At 66.5% G+C, this 24995-nt stretch carries 21 protein-coding genes and 1 pseudogene; 11 read left to right on the plus strand and 11 right to left on the minus strand.

Annotated elements, in window-relative coordinates:
- Position 1 precedes the first annotated feature (1 nt).
- The 3 genes from OEJ37_RS22405 to OEJ37_RS22415 all read left to right on the plus strand — a co-directional run bounded on the left by OEJ37_RS22405 (position 2) and on the right by OEJ37_RS22415 (position 3092).
- Positions 2-1123, plus strand: coding sequence for a 2,3-butanediol dehydrogenase (locus tag OEJ37_RS22405; RefSeq protein ID WP_174416875.1), 1122 nt, complete (start codon positions 2-4; stop codon positions 1121-1123).
- Entirely contained in the window at positions 1101-1823 is a 723-nt protein-coding gene (locus OEJ37_RS22410; RefSeq protein ID WP_263345693.1) for an SDR family NAD(P)-dependent oxidoreductase, read from the plus strand. The genes OEJ37_RS22405 and OEJ37_RS22410 overlap by 23 nt, the downstream gene beginning before the upstream one ends.
- A gap of 177 nt (positions 1824-2000) precedes the next feature.
- The gene (locus OEJ37_RS22415) at positions 2001-3092 is read left to right on the plus strand and encodes a porin (RefSeq protein ID WP_263345695.1); all 1092 of its coding nucleotides are present in this window, start codon (positions 2001-2003) and stop codon (positions 3090-3092) included.
- Positions 3093-3167: 75 nt separating this feature from the next.
- Here the strand turns inward: OEJ37_RS22415 and OEJ37_RS22420 are convergent, their stop codons facing one another.
- Both OEJ37_RS22420 and OEJ37_RS22425 read right to left on the minus strand, forming a co-directional pair.
- The gene (locus tag OEJ37_RS22420) at positions 3168-4658 is read right to left on the minus strand and encodes an aldehyde dehydrogenase family protein (RefSeq protein ID WP_263345697.1); all 1491 of its coding nucleotides are present in this window, start codon (positions 4656-4658) and stop codon (positions 3168-3170) included.
- A 39-nt stretch (positions 4659-4697) separates the two neighbouring features.
- Entirely contained in the window at positions 4698-6296 is a 1599-nt protein-coding gene (locus tag OEJ37_RS22425) for a GMC family oxidoreductase (RefSeq protein ID WP_175917234.1), read from the minus strand.
- Positions 6297-6640: 344 nt separating this feature from the next.
- On the opposite strand from OEJ37_RS22425, the gene OEJ37_RS22430 reads away from it, so the two are divergent.
- A complete protein-coding gene (locus OEJ37_RS22430; RefSeq protein ID WP_174416880.1) occupies positions 6641-7591 on the plus strand; it encodes a helix-turn-helix domain-containing protein in 951 nt (316 codons plus the stop codon).
- Positions 7592-7782: 191 nt separating this feature from the next.
- Positions 7783-8322: a cytochrome b gene (locus tag OEJ37_RS22435; RefSeq protein ID WP_174416881.1), complete on the plus strand. Its 540-nt coding sequence runs from the start codon at positions 7783-7785 to the stop codon at positions 8320-8322.
- Positions 8323-8376: 54 nt separating this feature from the next.
- Here the strand turns inward: OEJ37_RS22435 and ansP are convergent, their stop codons facing one another.
- Complete coding sequence (gene ansP, locus OEJ37_RS22440) at positions 8377-9867, minus strand: L-asparagine permease (protein WP_263345701.1); 1491 nt, start codon at positions 9865-9867, stop codon at positions 8377-8379.
- A 684-nt stretch (positions 9868-10551) separates the two neighbouring features.
- On the opposite strand from ansP, the gene OEJ37_RS22445 reads away from it, so the two are divergent.
- Entirely contained in the window at positions 10552-11124 is a 573-nt protein-coding gene (locus OEJ37_RS22445) for an AidA/PixA family protein (RefSeq protein WP_174416883.1), read from the plus strand.
- A gap of 139 nt (positions 11125-11263) precedes the next feature.
- Here the strand turns inward: OEJ37_RS22445 and OEJ37_RS22450 are convergent, their stop codons facing one another.
- The 6 genes from OEJ37_RS22450 to OEJ37_RS22475 form a co-directional block, all read right to left on the minus strand.
- Positions 11264-13501, minus strand: coding sequence for a TOMM precursor leader peptide-binding protein (locus OEJ37_RS22450; RefSeq protein WP_263345704.1), 2238 nt, complete (start codon positions 13499-13501; stop codon positions 11264-11266).
- A gap of 92 nt (positions 13502-13593) precedes the next feature.
- The gene (locus OEJ37_RS22455; RefSeq protein ID WP_174416885.1) at positions 13594-13956 is read right to left on the minus strand and encodes a BMA_0021/BMA_0022 family TOMM bacteriocin; all 363 of its coding nucleotides are present in this window, start codon (positions 13954-13956) and stop codon (positions 13594-13596) included.
- A 16-nt stretch (positions 13957-13972) separates the two neighbouring features.
- Entirely contained in the window at positions 13973-14317 is a 345-nt protein-coding gene (locus tag OEJ37_RS22460; protein ID WP_174416886.1) for a BMA_0021/BMA_0022 family TOMM bacteriocin, read from the minus strand.
- 33 nt (positions 14318-14350) lie between these two features.
- A complete protein-coding gene (locus tag OEJ37_RS22465) occupies positions 14351-18373 on the minus strand; it encodes a TOMM system kinase/cyclase fusion protein (protein WP_263345711.1) in 4023 nt (1340 codons plus the stop codon).
- Complete coding sequence (locus tag OEJ37_RS22470) at positions 18370-19371, minus strand: FHA domain-containing protein (RefSeq protein ID WP_263345713.1); 1002 nt, start codon at positions 19369-19371, stop codon at positions 18370-18372. Before OEJ37_RS22470 ends, OEJ37_RS22465 begins: the two co-directional genes overlap by 4 nt.
- A gap of 403 nt (positions 19372-19774) precedes the next feature.
- On the minus strand, positions 19775-19957 hold the full coding sequence (locus OEJ37_RS22475; protein WP_263345714.1) for a hypothetical protein: 183 nt from the start codon (positions 19955-19957) through the stop codon (positions 19775-19777).
- A 222-nt stretch (positions 19958-20179) separates the two neighbouring features.
- On the opposite strand from OEJ37_RS22475, the gene OEJ37_RS22480 reads away from it, so the two are divergent.
- The 3 genes from OEJ37_RS22480 (at position 20180) to OEJ37_RS22490 (ending at position 22154) form a co-directional block, all read left to right on the plus strand.
- The gene (locus tag OEJ37_RS22480) at positions 20180-20890 is read left to right on the plus strand and encodes a PadR family transcriptional regulator (protein WP_047903708.1); all 711 of its coding nucleotides are present in this window, start codon (positions 20180-20182) and stop codon (positions 20888-20890) included.
- Between the two features lie 38 nt (positions 20891-20928).
- A complete protein-coding gene (locus tag OEJ37_RS22485; RefSeq protein ID WP_263345718.1) occupies positions 20929-21750 on the plus strand; it encodes a siderophore-interacting protein in 822 nt (273 codons plus the stop codon).
- A 170-nt stretch (positions 21751-21920) separates the two neighbouring features.
- A complete protein-coding gene (locus tag OEJ37_RS22490) occupies positions 21921-22154 on the plus strand; it encodes a hypothetical protein (protein ID WP_175942842.1) in 234 nt (77 codons plus the stop codon).
- Between the two features lie 26 nt (positions 22155-22180).
- Here the strand turns inward: OEJ37_RS22490 and OEJ37_RS22495 are convergent, their stop codons facing one another.
- A complete protein-coding gene (locus OEJ37_RS22495) occupies positions 22181-22762 on the minus strand; it encodes an undecaprenyl-diphosphatase (protein WP_263345722.1) in 582 nt (193 codons plus the stop codon).
- Positions 22763-23201: 439 nt separating this feature from the next.
- Here OEJ37_RS22495 and OEJ37_RS22500 point away from each other — a divergent pair, with 439 nt between their 5' ends.
- Both OEJ37_RS22500 and OEJ37_RS22505 read left to right on the plus strand, forming a co-directional pair.
- Positions 23202-23942: an acetoacetate decarboxylase gene (locus tag OEJ37_RS22500; protein WP_152855851.1), complete on the plus strand. Its 741-nt coding sequence runs from the start codon at positions 23202-23204 to the stop codon at positions 23940-23942.
- A gap of 51 nt (positions 23943-23993) precedes the next feature.
- Positions 23994-24779 (plus strand): 3-hydroxybutyrate dehydrogenase, encoded by a 786-nt coding sequence (locus OEJ37_RS22505; protein ID WP_175917225.1) that lies wholly within the window; start codon positions 23994-23996, stop codon positions 24777-24779.
- Positions 24780-24828: 49 nt separating this feature from the next.
- On the opposite strand, the pseudogene OEJ37_RS22510 reads toward OEJ37_RS22505, so the two are convergent.
- Positions 24829-24969, minus strand: a pseudogene (locus OEJ37_RS22510) (RNA-guided endonuclease TnpB family protein); the annotation flags it as partial.
- Between the last annotated feature and the right edge of the window lie 26 nt (positions 24970-24995).

A 24995-nucleotide genomic window follows, 5' to 3' on the forward strand; every position in this document is an offset into this window, starting at 1 on the left:
CATGCGTGCACTTCAATGGCATGGCCCGCGCGACGTCCGTCTCGTGGAAATCGACACGCCGCGCGTCGGACCAGGCGAGGTGCGCATCGCGGTTGCCTATTGCGGCATATGCGGCAGCGACCTGCACGAATACGCGGACGGCCCGCACGCGATTCCGGTCGACGCGCCGCATCCGCTGTCGCGGCGCACCGCGCCGCTGACGCTCGGCCACGAGTTCTGCGGCACCGTCGTCGAAGTCGGCGCCGGCGTGACGACGCTGAACCCGGGCGACTGCGTCGCCGTCGAGCCCGAATATCGCTGCCACCAATGCGCGTACTGCCGCTCGGGGTCGTACAACCTGTGCGTGTCGATGGGCTTCGCCGGGCTGATGGGCGACGGCGGGATGGCCGACTTCGCGGTCGTGCCGGCCTACATGCTGCATCGGCTGCCCGACGGCGTCAGTCTCGAACAGGCCGCCGTGATGGAACCCGCAGCCGTCGCGCTGCATGCGTTGCGCCGCGCCGAGCTCCGGCTCGGCGACACCTGCGCGGTATTCGGGCTCGGGCCTATCGGCCTGTTGCTGATCATGCTCGCGAAGCTGCAGGGCGCGACGACCATAGTGGCGGTCGATGTGTCGCCCGAGCGCCTCGCGGCCGCCGCGCGCTTCGGCGCGACGCACACGTTCAACGCGCGCACGCTCGACGCGTCCGTGCTGCGCGACGCGATCCGCGAAGCGTCGGGCGGGCTCGGCGTCGATGCGAGCTTCGAGGCGGCCGGTTTGCCCGCCACGTTCGAAGCGGCGATGCAGGCGCTGCGCAAAGGCGGCCGCGTCGTGATGGTCGGCCTGATGCCGCATGCGGGCTTCGATGCGTTCCGCGCGGTCAACGACGAGCTGACCTTCACGGCAAGCGTCGGCTACCGGCACGCATACGAAGACCTGCTGCGCATCGTCGCGTCGGGCGCGCTCGACCTCACGTCGATCGTCACGCGTACCGTGTCGCTCGAAGATGCCGTCTCCGACGGTTTCGACGCGCTGCTCGCCGATCGCACGCAGATCAAGATCCTGGTTTCCCCCGCGCAGCGGTCCGCCCGCCGCGCACACACTGTCGGGAGCATCGAACATGCGTCGTCCGTCGGCGTTTGAAGGCAAGACTGTCGTCGTGACGGGCGGCACGTCGGGCATCGGCGCGTGCACCGCATGGCGGTTCGCGGAAGCCGGTGCATCGGTCGTCGCGCTCGGGCTCGACGCCGCCGGCCCGCATGCGCCCGTGCACGAGCGCATCCGGTGCATCGAACTGAACGTGATCGACAGCGATGCGCTGACGGGCACGATCGCCGCGCTGCCGCGGCTCGACGTGCTCGTCAACGGCGTTGGCATCAGCCGGCACGCGGACGAATACCGGATGGACCAGTTCGAACTCGTGCTGAACGTGAACCTGACGTCGGTGATGCGCGCATCCGACGCCGCGCGGCCGGCGCTGTCGGCGCGCGGCGGCAGCATCGTCAATGTCGCGTCGATGTACACGTACTTCGGCAGCAAGGACCGGCCCGCGTACAGCGCGAGCAAGGGCGGCATCGCGCAGCTCACGCGTTCGCTCGCGCAGGCGTGGGCCGATCGCGGCATCCGCGTGAACGCGGTCGCGCCCGGCTGGATCGACACGCCGCTCAGCACCGGCCTGATGGCCGACACGCAGGCGTCGCGGCAGATCATCGATCGCACGCCGCTCGGGCGCTGGGGCACGACCGACGAGGTCGCGGAAGTGATCCTGTTCCTGTGCTCGCCCGGCGCGTCGTTCGTGACCGGTGCGGTCGTGCCGGTGGACGGCGGGTATTCGACGGTCTAGCGCACAGCGCGCGGCGTGTCGGCGGGCGGGCAGCCGCTCTCGATGCGCCGTGCGCGACCCGGTCCCTTTCGGTTGCACCTGAATCCGGATCATTCCGGTTCAGGTTTTTTCATATCAATCAGTAGTCCAATCAAAAAATATCCGACCCGATCGGAAACATGTGAGGAGCATTTGGAGATGACGAAAAAGACCATTCTGGCACTCGCGGCCTGCGCGATTCCGGCGGCGGCGTTCGCGCAGAGCAGCGTGACGATGTTCGGATTGATGGACGCCGGCCTCAGTTACGTCAGCAACGAAGGCGGCCACGGAAACGCGAAATTCGACGACAACATCTTCTTTCCGAACCTGCTCGGTTTCGAAGGCAAGGAGGATCTCGGCGCAGGCACGCGTGCGATCTTCCGGCTCGTGAACCAGTATTCGCTCGGCAACGGCTCGATCATCGGCGGCGGATTGTTCGCGCGGCAGGCCTACGTCGGGCTGGAAAACGACCGTTACGGGAAGCTGACGCTCGGCAACCAGTACGAGTTCATGGTCGATGCACTCGCCGCCGGCGGCAACGAGATCGCGCAGGATCTCGTCGGCCTGTACGGCTTCCGCAACGGGCCGTTCGACAAGCTCGCGCTGCCGAACAACCCGACCGGTGCGTTCGACTGGGATCGCGTCGCGGGCAGCAATCGCGTCGCGAATTCCGTCAAATACACGAGCCCGTCGCTGTCGGGCCTGACCTTCGGCGCGCTGTACGGTTTCGGCAACGTCGCGGGGTCGGTCGGCGCGAACAACACGGTCAGCGTCGGCGCGAGCTACGACAACGGCCCGTTCGGCGCGGGCGCGGCCTATACGAACCAGAAATACGGCGCGTCGGCGGGGCTGCCGCCGACCAGCGTGCGCAACTGGGGCGCGGGCGCGCACTACACGCTCGGCACGGTCACGGGGAAGGCACTCTTCACGACCGTGCGCAACGCGCAGAACGGCGCGGGCGTGTGGTCGGCGGAAGCCGGTGCGGCGTGGCATCCGTCGCCTGCGTGGGTGGTCGGCGCGAGCTACACGTACATGAAGGGCAACGACACGCTCGACAACGCGCATACGCACCAACTCCTCGCCGCCGTCCAGTACTGGCTGTCGAAGCGCACGATGGTGTACGTGGCAGGCGTTCACCAGCGCGCGAGCCGCGGCAGCCACGCGCAGATCAACGGCGTGATGGATGCGAACGGCGCGTCGAGCGGCGCGCTGCAGTCGATCGCGCGGATCGGGTTCAGTACGCGGTTCTGACACGCGCGGCGGCCGGCCGCGCGAACCCGCATGGCTGGCCCCGCCTCATCCCGTCCGGCCATGCCCTTTACGTCGTCAGAAGCGGATCGTCACCGATTTCGGCTCGGTATACGCATCGATGAACGCCGACCCGTATTCGCGGCCGATGCCGGACCCTTTCGCGCCGCCGAACGGCACGGCCGGATCGACCAGCGTATGCATGTTCACCCACACGGTGCCCGCCTGGATGCGCGGTACGTAGCGCAGCGCCTTCGACAAGTCGTTCGTCCAGAGGCTTGCCGTCAGCCCGAACGGCGTGTCGTTCACCATCGCGATCAGTTCCTCCTCGTCGTCGAACGGCACGAACGCGCCGACCGGCCCGAAGATTTCGTTGCGGTACACGCTCGACTGCAGCGACTTCGGCACGACGAGGGTCGGCTTCACGTAGAAACCGTCGCGCGCATACGCGCCGCCGCCCGCGACGATGTCGTCGCCCTCCGCCTTCGCCAGCGCGAACGCATCGAGGCACTTGCGGAACTGCGGTTCGTTGCAGACCGGACCGATCATGCCCGCGTCGTCCATCGGATCGGACGGCTCGAAGCTGTCGAGGCGCGCTTTCAGTTTTCCGACGACTTCATCGAACTGCGAACGATGCACGAAAAAGCGCTCCGCCGACGCGCAGATCTGCCCGCTGTGCAGGAACCCGGCCTCGACCACGCCGTCGAGAATCTTCTCGACCGGCGTATCCGGAAGGAACGCGGCCGCGTTCTTGCCGCCCAGTTCGAGCGTGAAGCGCGTGAAGTTCGCGTTGACGGCTTCCTCGCCGATGATGCGGCCGGTCGGCACCGAGCCCGTGAACGAGACCTTCGCGACGCGCGGATCCCGGATGACCTTTCCGCCGACCTTGCCCGCGCCGTTGACGACGTTCAGCGTCCCGGGCGGCAACCCGGCTTCGGTGCCGAGCTCGGCGATGCGCAGCATCGTCAGCGGCGTGAACTCCGACGACTTGATCAGCACCGTGTTGCCGGTCGCGAGCGCCGCACCGAATTTCCACACCGGAATCATCACCGGGAAGTTCCACGGGATGATGCCGAAGACAACGCCCAGCGGCTCGCGCAGCGTAAACGACGTGTACCGCTCGCCATTCATGCTCGGAAACGACGGCGCCAGCGTTTCGCCCGCGATCTTGGTGGCCCAGCCCGCGTAGTAGCGCAGCCAGCGCGCCGACCACGCCACCTCGATCATGCGCGACACACCGATCAGCTTGCCCGACTGCGCGGTTTCGATCTGCGCGATCTCCTCGCCGTGCGCGTCGATAAGATCCGCGAAACGCAGCAGGATGCGCTCGCGATCGGCCGGGGTCACGCGCGCCCACTCGCCGCGAAACGCACGATCGGACGACGCGATCGCGGCCTCGATCTCGTCGTCGGTCGCCTGCGCGACGGAACCGACGACCGCGCGCGTCGCCGGATTCACGACTTCGATCCGTTCGCCGCCGCGGCCGGCCACCGCCCGGCCGTCGATGTACTGACCATGCTCGCGCGCGAGAAACGCTTTGACTTCGCCAAGCATCTGCACCAACGCCATTTGTTTTACCTCCGGAAATCGATTGGGATGAAAAATCGGTCAGGCCGCGTTCGCGATCAGATCCGACGCCTTTTCGGCGAGCGCGATCGTCGGCGCGTTCGTGTTGCCGCTCGGGATGCTCGGCATCGTCGAGCTGTCGGCCACGCGCAGCCCCGCGATGCCGTGCACACGCAGTTGCGGATCGACGACGGACGACGCCGAGTCCATGCCCATCCGGCACGTGCCCACCGGGTGATAGACCGTCTTCGCGGCGCCGCGCACCCAGTCCTCGATCGCCGCTTCGTCGTCGGGCGGGCAGTCCGGCGAGAAGACTTCGTCGACGAGCTCGGCGAGCGCGGGCTGGCGCAACAGCTTCAGCGCGAGCTTCGTCGCGCGGATCTGGCCGTCGACGTCCCGGCGGTCGGACAGATAGCGGCCGTCGATGCGCGGCAGGTCGTCCGGGTTCGACGAGCGGATCGTCACGCGGCCGCGCGAACGCGGTTGCAGATGCCCCGTCTTGATCGTGATGCCGTGCGTGCGGCCCCGCGTGACGCCGACCGGATCGTCGAACGAGTCGATCGTCGGCAGGAAGTGGAACTGGACGTCCGGTTGCCCCTGCCCGCAGGTGTCGACGAACGCGAACCCTTCGAGCACCGGCGACGTCAGGACGCCCGAGCGGAAGCACTTCCACTGGATGCCGTGCTTGAGCGCGCGCCAGCCGCGATCCTCGCCGTAGAGCGAGATCGGGGCCTTGATGGTCGCGTTGACCGACATGTGCAGGTGATCGTGGAAGTTCTCGCCGACCGGCAGCACGTGCTTGACCGGCACGCCCGCATCGTCGAGCACGCCGCGCGGCCCGATGCCGGAAAGCTGCAGGATCTTCGGCGAACCGATCGCGCCGGCCGTCAGAATGACTTCCGCGCGCGCCCGGGCCGTCACCTTGCGGTTGCCCTGGCGATACGTGACGCCCGTTGCGCGGCCGCCTTCGACCTCGATGCGCTCCACCAGCGCATCGACTTCGAGTTGCAGTTCCTGGCGGTGCCTGACCGCCTTCAGATAGGTCGCGGCCGTCGAGCCGCGCTCGCCGTTGAAGATCGTCGCCTGATAGAACCCGACGCCCTCCTGCCGCTCGCCGTTGTAGTCGACCAGGTAATCGAGACCCATCTGCTGGCCGGCCCGCACGAACGCCTGCGAAAGCGGATGCCGGTAGCGGATCTCGGTGACTTGCAGATGCCCGCCGTTGCCGTGATAAGGCGCCGTCAGCGACTCGTTGTTCTCCGCCTTCGCGAAGTAGCGCAGCATGTCGTCGGCACCCCAGCCCTTGCAGCCGAATTCGTTCTCCCAACGGTCGTAGTCGTTGCGGTGCCCGCGCACGTAAAGCATCCCGTTGACCGAACTCGAGCCGCCGAGCACGCGCCCCTGCGGCACCGCGATCGACCGGCCCTTCACGTCGTCCGACGGCTCGGCCGCATACGGCCACGTGTAGCGCGGAATGGCCTTGGCGATCCCGCCCGGCATGTGGATGAACAGGTCCTTGTCGTGCCCGCCCGCTTCCAGCAGCAGGACGGTGCCCTTGCGGCGCTCGACGAGATGGGTCGCAATGGTGCAGCCCGCCGACCCGGCGCCAATGACGATGTAGTCGAAAGTTCTATCGGACATCCTGGTATGCGCCGCCGTCGTCCGCGCAACGCTCGCCGGCGCGTGCTGCCGCCGCGTGCGTCGCCTGGCCTTCGGCGGAGTCTCCTTGAAAATCGGTGGTTGTTCTTGAAGGCGCGAGCCAGCCTGTGCGGTTCGTCCCGCCGCCGCGGGAATCGCCGCGGCGAAAACCCGATGCGAGCCAATGACTTGTCGACCGCGTTTCGATTCTAGAAGCGCGCCACCGGCGTACCTCGGCGTTGCGTGCACACTTTTGGCTTCAGCGTGCAGAACGGCGCGGCGACCGTACCGGCTTGTTTCATTTGCATTAACCTTGGTGCGTTCCAGGAACCTTCCCTCTCCCGGCCATGGCACATGAACTCGTCGTCAGCGCCACCAGCGGCAGCGCAAACCTGCGAGAGCTCGTCGCAGACAGTTTCCTGCCGCTGGTTTTTCACGACACCGGCCCTCTTTTCCAGATGTCGGTGCGCGTTGCGTCGGTGGGCGGGCTGCGCATGGCGGAGGTGGACACCACGGCCGTCCGGGTGGACCGCGATCGCGCGCTGGCCGCGCGCACGGAAAGCGACTGCTACAAGATCCTGTTCCAGATCGCCGGGCAAAGCCGCATCACGCAGCGCAACACGACGTCGATCGTCAATCCGGGGGAATGGGTGATCTACGACGCGACCCAGCCATACCGGATCGACTCCGCGAACGCGTCGCGCTTCGTCGCCGCGCTGACGCCGCCGAGAAGCAGCACGATGTGGCGGTGGTTCGTGGAACGTGCGGGCGTTCAGGTTCGCCAGACCGTCGGCAATGCGCGGCTGGCGCTGCAGTCCATCCACTTTCTGATGGACGGGCAGGTGCCGAACGATCCGGAAAGCCTGTTCGGCTTCGAGCAGTCGACGCTGATGCTGCTCGATTCGGTGATCCGCCGCGAAGCCGGCGATTCGCTTACCGGCGCCGACGCGCGCAGCGCGACCTTGCGCATGAATGCCGAAATCCATCTCGCGCATCACTACCACGATCCCGACCTGTCGCCGGACCGGCTGGCAAGCGCATTGAACGTATCGCGGCGCACGCTTTACAGCGCGCTCGCCGCAACCGACCAGACGCCGCAGAGCCTGATCCAGGAATACCGGCTGCAGGCGAGCCGGCGCGCACTGGAGGATCCGGCGGATACCAACCGGAACCTGCTGGAGCTGGCGATCGCGTGCGGCTTCTCGGACATCACGCATTTCGGGCGGGCGTTCAAGGCGCGGTTCGGATGCAGCCCCGGGGCTTACCGGTTCGCGCATCGAAATATTCCGGGGGCTTGAAACGCTGTTTCCGGCGGCCGCTCATTCTTCCGTATGCCGTAACGAATGCGGAGCAGCAACAAGACAGCAGCGATCGAAGCATGCAACGGGAATAAATCCGGCCCGGCTCCGGTATATCGGCGGTCGCCACGCCGTTCGCCGCACCGGACGTGCGGGCGTGCGACGCCCCACCCGAAACAGCGAGACCGCTCATGTCACAGTCCAACCGCACCGCCTACGCACGCTTCGCGATCGCCATGCACTGGTCGATCGCGATCCTGATCCTGTCGAACCTGTCGATCGGGCTCTACATGGATACGTTCCCGCACAACTCGTCGCAGTTCAACGGCATCCTGTTCTATCACGCGTCGATCGGCAGCCTGATCTTCATGCTGACCGTGCCGCGCCTCGTGTGGCGCGCGACGCACACGCCGCCGCCGCTGCCGGACAGCGTTCCGGCATGGCAAGCGCGGATCGCCGGCGCACTGCACGGCGTGCTGTACCTGCTGCTGTTTCTCGTGCCGCTGACCGGCTACGTGCACCGCCTCGCGGGCGCGCATCCGGTCAGTTTCTTCGGCATCGCGGATTTGCCGATACTCGTCGGCCGCGACGAACCGTTGCGACTCCTGACCGATGCACTGCATCGTGCACTGGTGCTCACGCTCGGCTTGCTGCTGGCCATGCACGTCGCGGCCGCGCTGAAACACAAGTTCGTCGATCGCGACGGCGTTGCCGGGCGGATGGGCATTTGAGCGGGCGCGGCGGAATCGGGCCGGCGCCCGCCCCTCGTCGCGCATCGCGTTGCGTCAGTCGTCGCCCTTCTCGAGCACGTTCTGCGTGAGCGCGACCGACGGAATCGTCGGCTTGAGCGACGCGCGGTGCGCGCGGCTGCTCAGCCACTTCCAACCGATCACGAGCAGCAGCGCGACCAGCGGGATCGAAGCGATCGTCCACGTGCCGTTCGGATAGTCGAATGCCATCAGGACCAGCACGCCGAGCAGGAACAGCAGCGTCAGCCATGACGTCACGGGCGCGCCGGGCATCCTGAACGACACGTCGTCCACCTCGCCGCGCGCGACCGCTGAGCGGAACTTCATCTGGCAGACGACGATGAATGCCCACGTGCTGATGATGCCGAGCGACGCGATGTTCAGCACGATCTCGAACACGCTCGACGGCACCAGATAGTTGAGCAGCACGCCGACGACGTAGATCGCGACCGTCACGAGGATGCCCGCGTACGGCACGGATTGCCCGCTCATCCGCCCGAGGAACGCAGGGGCCGAGCCGCCCATCGACAGCGAACGCAGCACGCGTCCGGTCGAATACAGTCCCGAGTTGAGACTCGACAGTGCGGCGGTCAACACCACCAGGTTCATCACCGAGCCGATGCCGGGCACGCCGAGCGCGCCGAAGAACGTGACGAACGGGCTCTGGCCCGCCTTGTACGCGCTCCACGGCAGCAGGCAGACCAGCAGGACGACCGACGCGACGTAGAAGATCGCGATGCGCCAGATCACGTTGTTGATCGCGCGCGGCAGCACCTTGCGCGCGTCCTTGCATTCGCCTGCGGCGGTGCCGACCAGTTCGACGCCCGCGAACGCGAACACCACGCCCTGTACCAGGACCAGCGCCGGCATCAGCCCGTGAGGGAAGAACCCGCCGTTGTCGGTGATCAGGTGCATGCCCGTGTCGTGGCCCGCGACGTGCCCGCCGGTGCCGAGGATCACGCTGCCGATCACGAGGAACAGCACGATCGCGGCGACCTTGATCAACGCGAACCAGAATTCCATCTCGGCGAACCACTTCACGCCGATCAGGTTCATCGTCGCGACGATGCAGAGCGCGACGAGTGCGAAGATCCACTGCGGCACACCCGCAAACGGCGCCCAGTAATGCATGTAGAGCGCGACCGCGGTGATGTCGACGATGCCGGTCATCGCCCAGTTCAGGAAATACATCCACCCTGCAACGAACGACGCTTTCTCGCCCAGGAATTCGCGCGCGTACGACACGAAGCTGCCGCTGCTCGGGCGATGCATCACGAGTTCGCCGAGCGCGCGCAGGATCAGGAAGGAAAACGCGCCGCACACCAGATAGACGATCGCGAGCGACGGCCCGGCAGCCTGCAGGCGCGCGCCCGCGCCGAGGAACAGGCCGGTGCCGATCGCGCCGCCGATCGCGATCATCTGCACCTGCCGATTGCCGAGGGTCTTGTGATAGCCGGCCTCGTGGGATTCGAGCCAGTTCCGTTTGCTGGTGTCGCCGGTCGGCGCGGGTTCGGGAATCGATGCCATGATCGCATCCTCATGTGCTTGCGTGATTGCGTTCGGACCGTACCGCGATCCGGGCCCGTCGGCGCCCGCGGCCGCACGACGCCCCATCACGCCGCGCATCGAGGCCGCTGCACGCCGGACATGGCGCGCGGCACCGTCAACCGCAAACGTATGCAGCCGTAATTCCGCTCACAAACGCTATGCAAATTTCGACTTGCATGGCTCCGAATCGCGCATGCGACACGAACGGAAAGCATTTCGAAATACGTCAGAATTTCGAAAGATTCGGCGCGATCCGTCGGGTTCGGCAGGACTCGTCCCGCACGTGGACTCAACGCTCGAGCCCCCCGTGGAAGTCATGACGGCCGATACGGCCACGACACCTCGGGCGCGTGTCTCGCCCGCTGCCGCGTGGAGCGCGTCGGCGTCAGAAACAGCGGGAGCACGAGATAGAACTGCTCGTCGACCGACAGGCTCCAGTACTGCGCGAGCGGCACGCCCGGTGCGAACTTGTAATCGGGTACACGCGCGCACTGTAACCACGTGTAATCGACTCGTGGATCAGTCCTCCGTACGCTGTCGATACTCTTCCGCCCGCCCGATTTCTCCACAGGTGCTGCTTCGCAGGATGGGAGAGATACCGGCGCCACGGGCGTCGTCACTCAGCAGCGTGTTCTTCAACGATAAAACGTGAAAGGAACTGCCATGTCTCATAGCTTGGATACCTTCAAATTCATCGATGTCCTGATTGCGTTCGATGTCGATGAGATCCTGAAAAAGAACAACAACGCGCTCGGCACGGAGCCGGATAAGGCAACCTCGCTCGGGAACGACCCCGATTCCGTCTACATGATCACCCCGCTGGCGGATGCGGCGGATGGCTATGGCCAAGGGTCGGTGCAAGGTGTGTACCAGGGCGAGGCCGGCAGCAACTTGCTGCTCAAGGCCAATGTCAACGACAGGATTTACTGGCGCACCGTGTCTCTGACGGACACGGAAAACTACAAGTGCTTCCTGTATCGCTTCAAAGCGATCGGCCGCAACCTTCTGGGCGAAGTTTCGTACCGCACCGAGAACGTCACCGAGCCTTACCCGGTACAGGGCTGGCCCGACGACAACAGTGTGAAAACAGAGCAGCGCGCGGACTACTGGGCGCAAGCCACCGTGCTCGCTCCCGGCCAAGAGACCTATGCGTTCGTCGTCGCCGTTTACGACCGGCACGCGCAACTGAAGGGCTACGTCACCTGGGATGCTTACCTCACCATCAGCAAGGGGTAATCTCGAACCGGCGCCTCGACAAGACCGCGACGTGATCGGCACGAGGCGCCCGGCAGCACCGGGCGGCCGGAATCGGCCCACCCGTCGCTTTCCGCCGGCGAATCCATATCCCGCCGCCATGAAAGGACAAACGGCCAAGTCATAGAAACAGCAGTGCCGGATTCAGTTCCTGTTCGCCGCACGGCTGCGCGCGCCATCCCAGTTCCACCGGAACCGAATAAAGCCGTCGCGCGCCAAAACGCGGCCAGAAATGGCACAGCCCCGGCGCGATGACCTGCACCACGGACAAGCCTATATCGGGCCGCGTCTTGTCGACGACGAGCACGTCGATGCCGGCCGCCGCGATGCGCCCGACGCAATGCGCAAGCGCCGCCGGCAACGACGCGGCGTCGATCGGCTGCCACGTCGAGCGCGTCGTGCAGCGCACGCCGTTCGCCGGATACAGGAATCCGGTTACCGACAGTTTGTCGCGATCCCACGGGTGCGGCGCCTCCGCCGCGACATCGAGCAACTGGTTGACTTCGGTCAGCGCCCGCTGCACCGCGATTCGGCCGTCCGGATGGCAGCCGAAACCGATCGAGAAGCGCCCGTCCCGCGGATTTTCCGCCAGCGCGGCCACGGTCGGCACCCCGAGATCGGTGGTGATGTCGAGCGCCCACAAACGCCACCCGAACGTCGCGTATTCACGCACGAGCGCGTCGAAATACGGATCGTCGAAACTCGCGAGATCGATGCCGGAGCGCGGAATCCGGTTGTACCACCAGATCGCGACCGCATCGCGCTCGATCAATTCGAGCATGCCCTGCAAAATCGCCTCGTCGACGCTCGATCCCGCCGCGCAGCCGTTGGGATTGTGTACGCATGCTGCGTGTGCCCGCGCACTGTCGGGCGTTTCCGCATAGCAGTAGCTCAGCGGTACGAGGTGGCGCCTGCCGGTCACGAGCGACCAGGCCGGCGTCCAGTCGATGACGTCGCGCGCAGTGAAACGCGGCGGCACCTGCTTTCGAACATCGCGCGTCAATGCGTTGATCGCGTCGCGCGCGTCGAATTGCCGTTCGCTGAACTGCTGAAGATCGTTCACGTGAATCGGTGCGGCGTCGCATGCCGGATCGGCGAGCAGGCTTTCGATGCTTCCGGTCAACGTCGCCTCGTCGCCTTGATACACGCTGCTGAACCGTTCGAGCGCCTCGCATAGCGCGCTCACGCGGGCCTGATCGTCGGTGCGGCCTTTGCCGGAGCAGATCCTGTCGAACCGGTTGCTGTCCGGCACGGCGGCCGGGCACACGAGAAAACCCGACGCATAGACCTTGCGCAGCCCCGCATGCCGTTTCGGCATCGGGTGCAGGTATGCGATCGCGCCGGTGACCGGGGATATCAGATGCACATAACGCTCGAACACCTGTTGCGGATCGACGGTACGGTAGCCGCCGTCGGCGCGCGCCAACGGCGCATGATCGGCGAGCAGCGGCGCCCGCGCCGCCTGCTCGCGCATCCACGCGGGATCGCCGCAGCACGGGCATTGCGGACGCTTCAGCACGCGGTGCCGCTCGGCGGCCAACGTGTCGATGCGCTGCGCCACGACATGCGTTTGCGACCGTTCCGATGCCGTGCGGTTGACCGCGATCTGCTCGACCGTCGCCGCCACGAGCGCCGCCGCTGCCGCTGCCCCGGCGCGCGAGGCGGCCGGCGGCAGACGCGTCGCGTCGCTGCCGTGATGGCGCGCAAGCAGCGCCTCGACAGGCCGGTTGATGCGAATCCAGTAGCGCACGCATTCGATGCACGGTGCGTCGGCCAGCGCGCCGCGGCCGGCCAGCAGGGGCCCGATCAGCGTCTGCACGCCACCGGCCGCCACGACGAGCAATGCCCCGCCGCGCGCGGCCACGCGGGCGGCGCACGCGGCGAGATCGTCGCGATCGTGCGTATCGGCGATCGCGACGGTCAATTCGGCGTCCGGCACGACATCGATGCCGACCGTGTCGAGCGCGCGCCTGAGCGCCGCATCGTCGGCGCCGAACGCCTCGACCGCGACGCGCAGTTGAACGACGCGCGCACAAGCCGCGTCGCCGTCGAGTCCGGCACGCTCGAAGAAGCCGCGCGCCGAATCGTCGTCGTGCGGTGAGTCGGCGCGCACGTACCCGCGACGCACCAGATGATCGAGCCGTGCGAGCACGTCCCATTCTCCAAACGTGTCGGCAAGCGATGTCACGATCTCGGCGATCGTCATCTGCGCCCGCAAGCAGGCGGCGATCCGCACGAAGATCGCGCCCGACAGCATCGCGCGTTTGAATTCGTCGACGACGAACAGCGTCTCGGGGCCCGCATCGAGCACGAGCAAATGCGGTTTGAAGCGCAACACGCGCGAAAGGTCATCAAGCATCGTCGGGTTCCGTGCGGCGGGTCAACGAACATCGCGCGACCCGGGCAGCCGGCCCAGGGCCGCGCGACGGTGCGCGGCTCGGCCGCGCCAGGTCAGCAGCAGGTGAACAGGTAGCTCGGCCCGGCGTCGCAGTAGGCCGCGAGCGCGACGGCTTCTTCATCCAGGTCCGTCGGTTGCTCCGGTATGCCGACCGTCATCACGTTGCGCGGCAGGTTCCAGCTCCCGCTGCCGTTCCGGTGGTTGGTCCAGCCATGATCGCCGCCCGTTTTGACGACCTCGATGTCGATGATCCACGGGCACTGGTAACCGAAGTATTTCGCGAGCGTCTCCAGCGGCTTCTCCAGCAGTTCGCCCTTGAACTCCGGGTTCCGCCATGAAAGCGCGATCGCACGCAGGTAGACCTTCTGAAACTCCAGCATCGATTCGAGCGTCGGATTAGCGTTGTTCTGTGCCATGTCGGTTTCCCCGAGGTCATTCCATGATGGTGATGTGGTTCGCGTTGTACGCGGCCAGCGCCTGCGCGAATTGCGCCTCGTCCGCCGGTGCGGGCGGCAGAAACAGGGTGAGCTTGTTTTTCCGGCCGGACGTCCAGTCGCCGTTGACGCTCGGCGTCCAGGCCGACGACTTGGTCTGCACCTTCAGGTCGAGCTTGAACGGAAAGTGATAGCCGAAATGCTCGCGCAACGCCTGGACCGGATCGGCCTCGAGTTCGGCGACAAACGCCGGGGAATGCCACGCGAGGGCGATCGCCCGGATGACGGTTGCCCGGTATTCGAGAAACTGTTCGTACGTCGGTAATCGAAGATCCTTGCTCATCGCTATGTTCTCCTGAATGACGAATGGAACCACTTACGGCAACGACTGCAACATCGCTTCGGCCAGCCTGGCAATGCGGCCCATGCCCGCCGTTGTTGCGATTTCGCATGCGCGCCGGCACGCGGCCACGCCGCCGCATCGCGGATCGGCCTGGCGCAAGTACTCGCACTTCTTCAGCAGCAGCTGTGCTTCGTAATACCGTTCTCCGGTCGACTCGCACCACGCGAGGCACTGCTCGATCTGCGCGAGCGCGGCGTGGTAATCGCCGCGCCCGGCATCCAGCTCGGCCAGCAGCGACGCGTAGTAGGTCAGGCCGAGCAGGCCGCCCGACTGCCGCTGCGCATCGAGATGCGCGACGACACCCGCGCGATCGCCTTGCGCCCACGCATGAATGATCGCGGCGTAGTGCCCGACCGCGCGCAGCCGATGCACGTCCGACAGACGCAGAATCGCTTCCGACAGCGTGCGGGCCGCGTCGCGATCGCCCGCCAGTTGGTGCGTGCGTGCGAGGTACATCATCGTGACGCCGAGCGTCGGCAAATGGTCGAGGCAGGTCGCGCAATACACCGCGTCGCGCGCCATCGCGAACGACGCCTGCGGATCGTCGTCCGTGCACCAGCGCACGCTCGCGAGCGATGCCATCGTCCACGCGCGCGTATCGAGCCCCAGGATGCGCCGATGGTCCACGTCGCGCCGCACGTCGTAGCCGGCCAGCACCGCGTCGAACGCGGCGCGGGCGCGGGCATAGTCGCCGTCGACCCACAGGCTCATGCCGCGCATCGCATCCGCCGCGACCTGGACGCCGGCATCGCCGCGCTCGGTCGCGAGCGCGTCGAGCCGCATGCTGATCCCGCGCACGGTGGGGCGATCGCCGGCGACGTGGTAGTAGGTCGACAGCGTCCATAGCGCGCTGATCTCGAGCTCCGGATCGTCGAGCGTCTGCATCTGCCGCAACAGCTGCTCCGCATGCTCGCGCACCTGCGGATCCGCCCAGCCGAACCGTGCCATCGTCGCGTGCGTCAACGTGGCGCGGATGCGTGCGCTGTCGTGCTCGCGTTGCGCGTAGTCGGCGTTGCCGAGCCAGTCGAACACCGACTGCCCGTAGCGGATCGCGTCGTCGTACCGGGAACGTTCGAGCGCGCGGCGCGCCGCGTCAATGCCGTGAGCGATCGCGTCCGCGAAGGCGCCCGCGCGCGCGAAGTGCCCGGCGACGCCGAACGCATGCGCACCGGCGCCTCGATCGGCTTGCGCGACCAGCGCGCGGCCGACGCGTGCGTGGTTGCCGCGCCGCACGGCCGGCGGCATCGACTCATACGCCGTGTCGCGAATCAACGCGTGGCGGAACGAATAGAAGACGCGATCCCGCCGATGTTGCGCGTACACGATCCGCTCTTCGAGCAGCAGCCGCAGATGCGCGTCGAGCGTGGCCCGATCATGCGGCGATGCGTCGGCGAGCAATTGCGCATCCACCTCGAGCCCGATGGTCGCGGCGAGCTGCGCGGTGTCGCGCGCGTCGTCGATCCGGTCGAACGCGAGTCCGAGCATGTCGCCGAGGCTGAGCGGAAGCGGATACGGGTCCGTTGCCCGCAGCCCCGCGAGCGAACCGTCCGCGCCGCTCATCGTCAGCTCGCGCGCGACGGCCTCGATGAACAGCGGGATGCCCGCCGTGCGATGCGCGAGCTGGTCGAGCCAGGCCGGATCGAGCGCGCCCTGGCCCAGGCACGCCGATATCAGGCGCTGCGCGTCGTCGCGCGGCAGGCGGCGCAGCACCAGGCGTTCGGTCGCGCCGCGCCAGCGCCCGAGCTTGTCGGGGCGCGACGTGAACACGATGCCGAGGGCCGCTGCGCGCGGCGAGCGCTGCAGGTACGCAAGAAAGTCCTCGGTCGAGCGATCGATCCACTGGACGTCCTCGACCACGAGCAGCACCGGAGCGCCGTTGCCGAGCGACACGATCAGTTGCTCGAGGACGTCGAACAGCGCGTGTTGTTCGCGCGCACTCGACCACAGAAGGCCCTTCGCATCGCAGGGCAGCCCCAGCCAGGTCGCGAGCGCGACACGGGCCGCCGCGTGATCGCATTCGAGCGGCGCGATCATGGCGTCGATCGCCGCGAGCGCGAAACCGGCCGGGCTGTCGGCGTCGATATGCCAATGCGCGCCGATGAATCGCAGGATCGGAAACAGCGCATGATTCTCACGCTCGGGCAGGCACCCGCAATGCGCGAAGGCGTGGCCCTGGATCCGGACGGCCTCGCACAGCTCGTGCACGAGGCGCGACTTGCCGATTCCCGCGTCGCCGACGACGAGCCGCGGCACACCGTGCGGCGCAGGCTCGCCGCGCGTCACGCGACGATGTCGTGCGAGCGTCTCCTGCCACGCGCGCATCAGCGCGTCGAGTTCGCGCGTGCGGCCGACCATCGGCGCACGCATGCCGGCGTCGAGCGAATCGAACGGCGTATCGGCGCGCCGCTCGCCGAGCAATTCATGAACCGGCTGCGGCACGAGGCCCGCCCGCGCCAGCCGCAACGCGGTCGGCCGATAGTCGGCATGCCGTTCGAGCGCGAGCCGCGCATCGTCGCTGATCAGGATCTGCCCGGGCCCGGCAAGCCGCAGCAACCGCGCCGCCGCGGCGGGTGCCGATACGCCCGACATGCGCGACGCATGTGTGAGAACTTGCCCGACGTGAATCGCGGCGGCCACGTCGACACGCCAGCTTTCGCCACCGGCGGGGCCGCCGGCCGCAACCAGCGCCGGCAGCCGTGCGCGCTCGGCCATCCGCACCATGTCGAGCGCCGCGCGCGCCGCGCGGCGCGCCGGCCGGTCGATGTCGCCTCGCAGGCCGAAATGGAACAGCAGCGTGTCGCCGAGCCGCCCGTCGACCTGCGCGCCATAACCGACGGCGATGTCGGCGCACTTCGTCAGCCATTGCTCCTCGTAGCCGTCGAGCAAGTCGCCGTGATCGGGTCCGGCGTGGCGTTGCCGACCCTCTCCGGTTATCGTCACGCAACAACACAGCGTGGTGATCTGCCGGTACTCGCCAGCCGTTGCGACCGTGTCGCGGCGCGGCGCGAACGGGCGCGGATGCGTGTGCCCGCTTGCGCGGCCGGCATCGAACTGGCCGACGAGCGCGGCGAAGTTGAGCGCGCGAAACGGCTCCGCGAGTTCGTCGGCCGACGCGGCGCGCTGTTCCGGATTCTTGCTCAGCGCGCGCCGCAATACCGAGCCGAGCGGATGCGACGCGATCGACGGAGGGAGCGCGACATCCACCGGGCTGAGCTGCTGATAGAGAATGTCGGCCACGCTCGCGCCGCGCATGACGACTTCGCCCGTCAGGCATTCGATCACGACCAGGCCCCACGCATACAGATCGCTCCTGGGCGTCGGCGGCTCGTTGCGCAATTGCTCGGGCGCGCAATAGGGCGGCGAGCCGAGCACCTCGGTTTCCAGCGTCGAGGTCTGGCGCGCGATGTCTTCCGTGCCGGGCAACAACGCGCCGATGCCGAAATCGAGGAGCTTCGCGTGCGGCCCGTCGTCGGCCATCGTGATCGCGATGTTCTGCGGCTTCAGGTCCCGATGCACGATGCCGCGCCGATGCGCGGCCGCGAGCGCGTCGAGCACCTCCGTCATCAACAGGCCCGTGTCGACGGCCGACAGCGGCCCCTGAGCCGCGAGCTGGTCGCGCAGGGTCCGGCCCTGCACCAGCTCGAATACGGCGAACAGCCGGCCGTCGGGCGCTTCCCCCTTGTCCAGCAACGCCACGATGTTCGGATGCCGAAGCGCCTCGCACAGGCTCGTCTCGCGCTGAAAGCGCGCGCGCTCCGTCGCGGTCCGCACGGCGTCATCCCGCATCAGCTTGATCGCGACGTCTTGTCCCGTCTCGCCGCAGGTCGCGCGAAACACCACGCCATTGCCGCCTTCGCCGAGCAGCGAGCCGAGCCGGTAATGCCGCTTGCCGGCAAGTTCCGCGAAAGGCGCGGCGGGTCGCCGGGGTTCAAGTACTTCCGGCACGACGGGCGCGCGGGGCGCTATCGACAACACAGCCGGTTCTCCCGTGATCACGAGTAGTGGACGACCGGGTCCGGCGCCGGACGATGCACGCCGATACGCGGCTCGGCGCCCGGCACCGACTGGCATTCGAGATGCTCGCCGCGCATGACGCGGAACGGAAAATCGCCGAACCGGACGCTGCCGCGCCGGCGCTCGACGAGCTGGCTCGCATCCAGCCCCGGCAGGGCCGCGAACTGGCTCCGGGCGCGGTGGATCTGCACGTTGACATGGGATGTATCGATGCCGAGCATGCGCGCCAGCCGATCGAGTTCGATCCAGCCTTGCGTGGCGGCGTCGTAGCCGGCCTGCATGTCGGCCGAGCGCGCCCGGGCGAGCGTGACGAGACTGTAGTGATGAGCGCGCTCGCCGAGGTCGACCACGCCGCCGCGGACATGCAGCAGCATGCGCACGTGCTCTTCGTCCCGGCTGACGAAGAACTCGAGCAGTTGCGCCGGCACGGCCGGATCGGCGGGCGCGGCGAGCATCATCGTCGAGCCGTTGCGCACGAGCGCCAGGCGCCACGTGACGTCGCCGGTCGATATTTCATCGCCGTCATGGAGCGCGCGCGGCGGCAACGTGTCGTCGCACAGCCAATCGCCGGCCGGCGACCGGACGATCGTGACCGGCTGCGCGGCGCGTGCGGCCAGGATCTGGCGCGGCGCGAGCACGATCGGATGCGCGGCGCCTCGTATCGGCCAGAGCGTATCGGCCGGATCGTCGAGCGCATCGACGCGCCACGGCGCAATGCCTGCCCTGCCGAACCGGATCACGTCGCCCCGTTGCAGCACCGCGTGCTCGCCGTCGCGCAACGGCACGCCCGAGACCGACGTGCCGTTGCTGCTGTGATCGTGGAGCTCCCACCGCCCGCCGATCCAGCGGATATGGGCATGGACACGGGACACCGACGCATCCCGGATGACCGTGTCGCAGCGCGCGGCATCGCGGCCAAACACGTGATACGCGCGGAGCAGGCATGCTTCTCCGGATGAATCGTTCTTGAGTATCGCCATGGCAGCCCCGCGTCGGATTCGCCCGGATCGCTCGAGTGACGCATCGGCGCTGCCGGGCAAGCGATTGATTCGATGATCGCGAACAATGTCGACTGTTCGCCGCTTCGTTACCTGATTTCTCGTCAGCTTCCTTTCGAATCGTTGCTCATCCGGTGCCTGTCATTTCGGTCAATTGAATTGTCGACCGTTTTGTTGTTTTAAAAGCGAGCAACTTGTTGAAAATCCTGCCAAATAAAATCACGTGCCGCAATCAGAATACTCAATTCGGCGTTTTATATTGCAATGCTTTACATTTTCGACGAATTTTCGGGTTGCAAATAAAGGGTCGAAAATCTTCATCGCCGTCCAATCCATGCCCGACGTGCGTTGCCGGGACGAGATCACATTGAATGACGAGGTGGATTCAAACACCTTTGCTGCCGCGGAAATTTTGTTTGACGAATCGGAAATAAATTAAACCATTTCGGTAATTCAAACAATTACCGCCGACGTTTTTAAAATCAGCATTGCTTCTTTTATTCCGGCAGGTCGTTGCACCACGGCGAGTTTCTCGCCGCGTCAGCGGCAGGCGAATGAGGGGCGGCATGGTTGTGCCTCACGATCAATGACTCGCAGCAACGGCGAAATCAGACCTTACGGCGATCGTCCGATCGACTCGCCAAAGAGGTTGAGGGAACGCATCGACGGGAACCCTCATCGCAAGCAGACACACACGGTCGCCCCTCCATCCCACCCCAATAAATCACCTTGACGACCTATCTTTCGATATATATCTTTAGATATGTTTTAAGACATATAGGACACGATCATGCGACACAACCCCTCCCGCGGCCATGCCCGATGCGACGGTCATGGCGCGCATGCCCGCCCTGACTGGTTCGCCGGTCTCTGGTACGCGATCGGCCGCCACCGTCGCGGCCATGATCCGTTCGGTGGCGGCCCGTTCGGCGGCCGTGGCGGGCGCGGCGGCTTTGGCGATTTCGGCGACGACGGCATGCCGCGCGGCCGCCAGTTCAGCTCCGACGATCTCCAGCTGCTGCTGCTCGCGCTGGTCGCCGAGCAACCGAGCCACGGCTACGAGCTGATCAAGGCGCTCGACACGCGTTCGAACGGTTTCTACAGCCCGAGCCCCGGCATGGTGTATCCGGCGCTCACGTATCTCGAGGAAGTCGGCTTCGTCGCATCGCAGGCGGAAGGCAATCGCAAGCGCTATGCGCTGACCGACGCCGGCCGCGCGCATCTCGACGCGCAGCGCGAACGCGTCGACACGCTGTTCGCACGCCTCACGCACCTCGCCCGCAAGATGGAATTCATGCGCCGCGCGTTCGCCGGGGAATCGGCGGGCAACGACGCGCAGGACGAATCGCAGGCCGGCTGGCTGCCGGAGTTCGTCGAGGCGCGCGTCGCGCTCAAGCGGGCGCTGCTGCACAAGAGCGCAGCCGGCCCCGACGAACAGCGCCGCATCGCGGCAATCATGCGCCGCGCGACGGCCGAAATCGAAGGCGGCACCGGCGCGTAATCCGCGCCGCCCCGTCAGAACCTAAGGAGAACGGATTGATGCAGAACACCTCCGAGCGCACCGTAACCCGTGTGCGCCATACCCTCAAGTTTCGCCTGCTGCAGGTCGTGCGCGTGCATGCCGTGACGCCGCATCTGCTGCGCGTCACGCTCGGCGGCCCAGATCTCGCGGATTTCGAATCCGCATCGTTCGACGATCACGTGAAGGTGTTTTTCCCGCCGCCCGGCGCCGAACGGCCCGCGATGCCGACGCTCGGCGAGAACGGCCCCGAGTTTCCGGAAGGCGAACCGAAGCCGGTCGCGCGCGACTTCACGCCGCGCCGCTTCGACCGCGCCGCGTGCGAACTGGATCTGGAATTCGTGCTGAACCATCCGGGCCCCGCGTCGCAGTGGGCTGCACAGGCACGCGTCGGCCAATGGCTGGGTATCGGCGGGCCGCGCGGTTCGTTCGTCGTCCCGACCGGTTTCGACTGGCACCTGCTGATCGGCGACGACACGGCGCTGCCGGCTGTCGCACGGCGCCTCGAGGAACTGCCGGCCGGTGCGCGCGCGGCGGTCGTGCTGGAAGTCGCGGATCGCACCGCGCAGATCTCGTTCGATACGCGCGCCGACGTGCATGAAATCTGGCGCTTCCGCGCCGAAGCCGACGCAGAGGACGGTGACGCGCTGCTGAATGCGGTTCGCGACCTGCCGCTGCCGCCGTCCGGCGACGGCTACGTGTGGGCGGCCGGCGAAGCGCTGTCGATGCGCGCGGTGCGCCAGCACCTGACCGGCGAGCGCGGCGTCGACAAGTCGCGCATCCGCGCGGCAGCCTACTGGAAGCGCGGCGCGGCGGCCGTGCACGAAACGCTGGAAGACTGACGCCAACCGGTGGTATCCGGCTTGCGGGCACCCGGCCGGCGAACGGGTGATGCGACCGTGGCGCCGGCGCACCGGCGGGCTTGGCATAGGCATCGCGGCTGGTATATATGTATGTCTGCGTCGCCGCTGTCGCGCGACAGCCGCCGCAGCCCGCCCAGGAGCGCCCGGTCATGACAAGAGAAAGCCACGCTTCGCCTTTCCTTCGCAACCTGAAGATCGCCGGCTATTGCAGCCTCGCCGCGGTCGTACTCGCGCTGTTCGTCGCGATGTGCGCGATCCTGAAGGAAAGCGCCCTTGAGCGCGACGCCGCGCAACACCCGGCCGATACGCCCGAACTGCACGATGCGGGCGGCGGCCCGTCCGCGTCGGCCGAATCGGCCCACACGCCCGGCTCGCCCGGCTGACGGTGTCCTGCCCGGCTTCCTCCCGCTTACGGCGCGTGCCGACGCCCCATCACGACTGCGTGCACCGAATCGCCGAACCGTTCGAGCAGCGCGGTCGCGCGTTGTCCATACAGGTGCGCGGTCAATGCCCCGGCCGTACCGACCAGCACGCCGCCGGCCATGTCGAACGGCCAGTGCACGCCCGCATAGATGCGCCCCCACGCGATCGCCACGGCCATCGCGACCATCACATACCCGGTGAGCCGGGTCGTGCCGCCGAGCATCAGGCCGACCGCCACGCTCCACGCGAACGTCATGTGATCGCTCGGAAACGAGCTGTCCGGCGCGTGCGGAATCAGTTGCGTGCCGACGCCGGCCATGAACGGCCGCGGCGAGAACCAGAAATGCCCGATTACCTGTGCGAGCGCGAGCGCCACGCATACGCCGACGCCGGCTTCGATCGCCTGGCGCCGCGTCGGGCGCGCGCCGAAGATCCAGGTCAGCAGCAGCATCGCGGGCAGCGCATAGACAAGCCAGTCGGCGGCGAAGATGGCCAGGCGGGCCACGCCCGGCTGCGGCGCATGCCCGGCGTTGATGGCGGAAAAGAGGGCGAGATTGAGGTTCTGCATGAATCCGGTTGCGTGGGACGTAAAGATTTGACCGGTTGCCCGGTCGGACACGAACGATGCTAGGGTGCGCCCGCTTAAGCGATGCTTAATGCGGCAGGCCCGCGGGACAGGGCGCGACCGCCGCGGCGAACGCACTTAGAACCTGCAGTGCAACACAAGTTCACGCAATTGTCATATTCGCGCGCGACCGTCTCCCGGAAAGGCTCACCTGGCATCCCGTAAAGACTCACCTTTTTCACATCGTGGCGTCATCTACGCGTGCGAGCATCGGGCCGCCGGGCGCCATCCAGGCCGTTTGCGTCGTTTGTCTCAATATTTGCGCCGTAAATCCGTCGAAATCGGCAACAATTAATTCCAAATGCGGCATCGCACAACGGCAACGCACAGGCATACGATTACGAGCACTCATCCACGAAGCGATCAACAACAAGGAGTCCGCATGAAACCCAGCGATGTCCGATCGAAAGCGTTTGCGATGCCGTTGACCAGCCCCGCCTTCCCGATGGGCCCGTACCGTTTCGTCGACCGTGAGTTTCTGATCATCACGTATCGCACCGATCCGGACCGTCTCCGCGAAATTGTTCCCGAGCCGCTGCAGATCACCGAGCCGCTCGTGCATTACGAATTCATCCGCATGGCCGACTCGACCGGCTTCGGCGACTACACCGAAAGCGGCCAGGTGATTCCGGTCGAATACAACGGCCAGGCGGGCGGCTACACGCTCGCGATGTATCTCGACGATCACCCGCCGATCGCCGGCGGCCGCGAGCTGTGGGGCTTCCCGAAGAAGCTCGCGTCACCCACCCTGCACGTGAATACCGATCACCTCCTCGGCACGCTCGACTACGGCAAGGTGCGCGTCGCGACCGGCACGATGGGCTACAAGCACAAGGAACTCGACATCGCCGAGCAGACGAAGCGCCTCGCCGGCCCCAATTTCCTGCTGAAGATCATTCCGCACGTCGACGGCACCGCGCGCGTGTGCGAACTGGTGCGCTACTACATGCAGGACATCAAGATGAAGGGCGCGTGGACGGGCCCCGCATCACTCGAGCTGGCGCCGCACGCGCTCGCGCCGGTAGCCGACCTGCCCGTGCTCGAGATCGTCGAAGCCCGGCACCTCGTCGCAGATTTGACACTCGGTCTCGGCGAAGTCGTCTACGATTATCTGGCTCAGTAACACGTCCGCAGTCCTTTCTCCCTGTCAATCCTTTCACCACGGGAATTCGAAATGAGCAACCTGAATGGCAAGACCGCAGTCGTCACGGGCGCCGCGAGCGGCATCGGCAAGGAAATCGCACTCGAGCTCGCGAAGGCGGGCGCGGCTGTCGCGATCGCCGACCTGAACCAGGACGGCGCGAATGCGGTCGCCGACGAGATCAACAAGGCAGGCGGCAAGGCGATCGGCGTCGCGATGGACGTGACGAACGAGGAAGCCGTGAACAGCGGCATCGACAAGGTTGCCGAAACGTTCGGCTCGGTCGACATCCTCGTGTCGAACGCGGGCATCCAGATCGTGAACCCGATCGAGAACTACTCGTTCTCCGACTGGAAGAAGATGCAGGCGATCCACGTCGACGGCGCGTTCCTGACGACGAAGGCCGCGCTCAAGCACATGTACAAGGACGATCGCGGCGGCGTCGTGATCTACATGGGTTCGGTGCACTCGCACGAAGCGTCGCCGCTGAAGTCCGCGTACGTGACGGCCAAGCACGGGCTGCTCGGCCTCGCACGCGTGCTCGCGAAGGAAGGCGCGAAGCACAACGTGCGCTCGCACGTCGTGTGTCCTGGCTTCGTGCGCACGCCGCTGGTCGACAAGCAGATTCCGGAGCAGGCGAAGGAGCTCGGGATCAGCGAAGAGGAAGTGGTGAAGAAGGTGATGCTCGGCAACACGGTCGACGGCGTGTTCACGACGGTGCAGGACGTCGCGCAGACGGTGCTGTTCCTGTCGGCGTTCCCAAGCGCCGCGTTGACGGGCCAGTCGTTCGTCGTCAGTCACGGCTGGTTCATGCAGTAACGTCCTCGCCTCCCTAATGGGAGGCGATTCCCACACCTGGCGATGCACGTCCGCATCGGAACTTCCTGTTCCGTTTGAGCGCGTGCTTCCATGTGTCGTTGCAGAAGTTCCAGACGTAGTTCACCGCACGGCTCTGCTTGTTCAGGAGTCCGTTGAGCGACTTCACGCGATAGCGGTAGACAAGGATCATGCTGGTCATTCTAACGATGGAATGCC

It is taken from the genome of Burkholderia sp. BKH01 (genome assembly GCF_025685725.1).
GTDB classification, from domain to species: Bacteria; Pseudomonadota; Gammaproteobacteria; order Burkholderiales; family Burkholderiaceae; genus Burkholderia; species Burkholderia pyrrocinia_C.

Bases quoted from the DNA above. Each gene is read 5' to 3' on its own strand.
- OEJ37_RS22495 (WP_263345722.1), bottom strand. From the start codon at position 22,762: ATGCAGAACCTCAATCTCGCCCTCTTTTCCGCCATCAACGCCGGGCAT.
- OEJ37_RS22505 (WP_175917225.1), top strand. From the start codon at position 23,994: ATGAGCAACCTGAATGGCAAGACCGCAGTCGTCACGGGCGCCGCGAGC.
- OEJ37_RS22470 (WP_263345713.1), bottom strand. From the start codon at position 19,371: ATGGCGATACTCAAGAACGATTCATCCGGAGAAGCATGCCTGCTCCGC.
- OEJ37_RS22490 (WP_175942842.1), top strand. From the start codon at position 21,921: ATGACAAGAGAAAGCCACGCTTCGCCTTTCCTTCGCAACCTGAAGATC.
- OEJ37_RS22480 (WP_047903708.1), top strand. From the start codon at position 20,180: ATGCGACACAACCCCTCCCGCGGCCATGCCCGATGCGACGGTCATGGC.
- OEJ37_RS22405 (WP_174416875.1), top strand. From the start codon at position 2: ATGCGTGCACTTCAATGGCATGGCCCGCGCGACGTCCGTCTCGTGGAA.
- OEJ37_RS22475 (WP_263345714.1), bottom strand. From the start codon at position 19,957: ATGCCGCCCCTCATTCGCCTGCCGCTGACGCGGCGAGAAACTCGCCGT.
- OEJ37_RS22425 (WP_175917234.1), bottom strand. From the start codon at position 6,296: ATGTCCGATAGAACTTTCGACTACATCGTCATTGGCGCCGGGTCGGCG.
- ansP (WP_263345701.1), bottom strand. From the start codon at position 9,867: ATGGCATCGATTCCCGAACCCGCGCCGACCGGCGACACCAGCAAACGG.
- OEJ37_RS22455 (WP_174416885.1), bottom strand. From the start codon at position 13,956: ATGGCACAGAACAACGCTAATCCGACGCTCGAATCGATGCTGGAGTTT.
- OEJ37_RS22430 (WP_174416880.1), top strand. From the start codon at position 6,641: ATGGCACATGAACTCGTCGTCAGCGCCACCAGCGGCAGCGCAAACCTG.
- OEJ37_RS22450 (WP_263345704.1), bottom strand. From the start codon at position 13,501: ATGCTTGATGACCTTTCGCGCGTGTTGCGCTTCAAACCGCATTTGCTC.
- OEJ37_RS22460 (WP_174416886.1), bottom strand. From the start codon at position 14,317: ATGAGCAAGGATCTTCGATTACCGACGTACGAACAGTTTCTCGAATAC.
- OEJ37_RS22410 (WP_263345693.1), top strand. From the start codon at position 1,101: ATGCGTCGTCCGTCGGCGTTTGAAGGCAAGACTGTCGTCGTGACGGGC.
- OEJ37_RS22445 (WP_174416883.1), top strand. From the start codon at position 10,552: ATGTCTCATAGCTTGGATACCTTCAAATTCATCGATGTCCTGATTGCG.
- OEJ37_RS22500 (WP_152855851.1), top strand. From the start codon at position 23,202: ATGAAACCCAGCGATGTCCGATCGAAAGCGTTTGCGATGCCGTTGACC.
- OEJ37_RS22420 (WP_263345697.1), bottom strand. From the start codon at position 4,658: ATGGCGTTGGTGCAGATGCTTGGCGAAGTCAAAGCGTTTCTCGCGCGC.
- OEJ37_RS22435 (WP_174416881.1), top strand. From the start codon at position 7,783: ATGTCACAGTCCAACCGCACCGCCTACGCACGCTTCGCGATCGCCATG.
- OEJ37_RS22415 (WP_263345695.1), top strand. From the start codon at position 2,001: ATGACGAAAAAGACCATTCTGGCACTCGCGGCCTGCGCGATTCCGGCG.
- OEJ37_RS22485 (WP_263345718.1), top strand. From the start codon at position 20,929: ATGCAGAACACCTCCGAGCGCACCGTAACCCGTGTGCGCCATACCCTC.